Below are 2320 nucleotides of genomic sequence, written 5' to 3'. Positions count from 1 at the left end.
CCGGCTATAGTTCATTGCTTCTGACTTTCCTCTCGGAAAGTCCTCGCAAATTTGCTATCTTCGGTTTACGGCGGAAAATCCTCGCGGATTTTTACGCAACGAAACCATAGCCAAACACGTTGGCAATAATTATGAACCAATCACAACCAAAAAATCTGATATACGGAAAATTGTTTTTGATTTCAGTTGCTTTATTGTTACTCAACGACTTTTATTTAAAATATCATTTTCATAATTATCTGACGGGAAAACTATCTGATTTTGTCGGACTTTTTGCCTTCCCTTATTTTGTAAGCCTATTTTTCAAAGGTAAGGTTAAACCGATTTACATTCTGACTGGAATTTTATTTATTTTTTGGAAAAGCAGTTCTTCTCAATTTGTTATTGACAACCTGAATAGTGTCGGAATCGGAATAAATCGTGTTGTGGATTATTCAGATTTAATTGCGCTTTTTATTTTACCTCTTTCTTATCAATATAGAATCAAAATTTCAACAGAAATCAAACAAATTAATTTTCTTCCAAAGTCAATAATTATTGGAACTTGTTCATTTTCTTTTATCGCCACAACTTTACCTGGAGAAATTGGAGAATTGAATTTAAAATCTAATTATGAACGTGAATTTGAAATTAAAAAAGATAGCCTATTCATAGAGATGTTTAAAATTGAGACATTTCAATTTAAAAAAAGCAACAAATATATTACTAACCTTAAAATCCCTGACAGAAAAACGTCCATTCAAATTTCAATGTTGGTGACAGAAACTGGTAAAGACAAAATAAAAATAAAACTTGACAGTATAAAAACATATTTTATTTCGTCCTCAAGCCTAATATTTGGAATTGATAATAAAGATTTAAATTATATAAAAAATTTAAAATTAAAAGATTTTGAGGAATTATTTATTGAACAGAAAATAGAGAAATTTAACCAAAAATAACTATTGCCAACATTGTATAAAAATAATGCGTAGTTTAGTGCTTAATCTAGAGTTCGTGCGCTTTTGTTACATCTGATTTTCCTGCGGAAAATCCTCGCATACAAAACCGCACTATTCTTATACATAACCGTTGGCTGTAATATTGACCCAAAACAAACTATGAAATCATTATCGTGCTTTTTACTACTAATTTTGTTTTCAAATTGCAAGGAAAACAAGATTGGTTATGATGAAAAAGATAGAATTTCTACAATAATTGACAGTTTGCATACTGAAGAGCAAGTTGAAAATTATATTAGGAATTTAAGTTTTTCGATAGTAGAATATTTTCGATTACAGACTGACAATTTAAAACAAGATTTCATTAGAAATTTTGAGCTAAAAAAAATAAATGAATTTGATAGAGACTCAAGATTTGACATAGATAGCTTAACAAAAATCATAGCGGACTCATTAAACATTACCGAAAGTTTTTATAAGAATGACTTTGACAATAATGGTTTCACTGACCTTTTAGTCATCGGAGATAATAAAGGATGTGGCAGTTTTAGTTTACGAGATAAACAATCGCAACGTTCATGTGATTTCAGTGCATACTGCTTCATGAATTATGGTAATGACTCGATAAAACCTTTTGATTTAGTTATAAGAGCTTTGGACAATTCTATCGTACCAAAATTTTCAAAAAAATATGGTCAACCAATAATAGAGATTCACGAACCAGCAAATTATCATTGGATTAAGAAAGAGAAAGTTTCTGAGAATAAAGTAATTGATTTGATTTACAAATTCAACTCGTTCCTAGAATACAATAAAAACCCCAAAAATTATGGTATTGAAAAAATTGAGTTTGAGACTGAGGACTGTTTTGGAGAATGTCCATATTTTAAAATTATTATTAATAATGACAAATCAGTAACTTTTAATGCTATAAGTGGAAATTCCATTTATGAGAAAACATCAGAATATGGTGACGACAATTTGCCAGAGATAAAAGGAATTTTTAAAGCTAAATTAAATGACCAAGCATACAATCAACTGATAAGCAAATTAAATTATCTTGATTTTCCAAATCTGCAAGATAGATATTCGGATAATAGATTGCATACCTCCTATTGTAAAATTAAAATTACTTATGACAATAAAAATACTAAATCAATAGAAGATTATGGAATGTGCGGAACATATGGACTAAAGAATATTTATGACACCCTTTTTAATATGAGATTTAATCAGGAATGGAAATAAAATACTACAGCCAACAAAGAACTGAGTTAAAAAACAAGCATTATTAAGCTAATTTTGAAACAAAGTTTTCATCGTAAGGCAATCCACTTTTTGCAATGGCAAAAGCTTGTTTTAGTAACTTATTTGCTACT

At 29.0% G+C, this 2320-nt stretch carries 2 protein-coding genes; both read left to right on the top strand.

Annotation, left to right across the window (positions count from 1 at the left end; all coding sequences use genetic code 11):
• Positions 1-131: 131 nt before the first annotated feature.
• Positions 132-941 (top strand): hypothetical protein, encoded by an 810-nt coding sequence (locus tag L3X37_RS15175; protein WP_237241015.1) that lies wholly within the window; start codon positions 132-134, stop codon positions 939-941.
• Between the two features lie 159 nt (positions 942-1100).
• Positions 1101-2189, top strand: coding sequence for a DUF6438 domain-containing protein (locus L3X37_RS15170; RefSeq protein WP_237241014.1), 1089 nt, complete (start codon positions 1101-1103; stop codon positions 2187-2189).
• Positions 2190-2320: the final 131 nt, after the last annotated feature.

Origin of the sequence: Wocania arenilitoris, from assembly GCF_021728535.1 — a bacterium.
GTDB classification, from domain to species: domain Bacteria; phylum Bacteroidota; class Bacteroidia; order Flavobacteriales; family Flavobacteriaceae; genus Wocania_A; species Wocania_A arenilitoris.
The sequence above is the reverse complement of the archived record's forward strand: the minus strand, read 5'-3'. Positions and strand labels throughout refer to the sequence as shown.

Bases quoted from the DNA above. Each gene is read 5' to 3' on its own strand.
- L3X37_RS15175 (WP_237241015.1), top strand. From the start codon at position 132: ATGAACCAATCACAACCAAAAAATCTGATATACGGAAAATTGTTTTTG.
- L3X37_RS15170 (WP_237241014.1), top strand. From the start codon at position 1,101: ATGAAATCATTATCGTGCTTTTTACTACTAATTTTGTTTTCAAATTGC.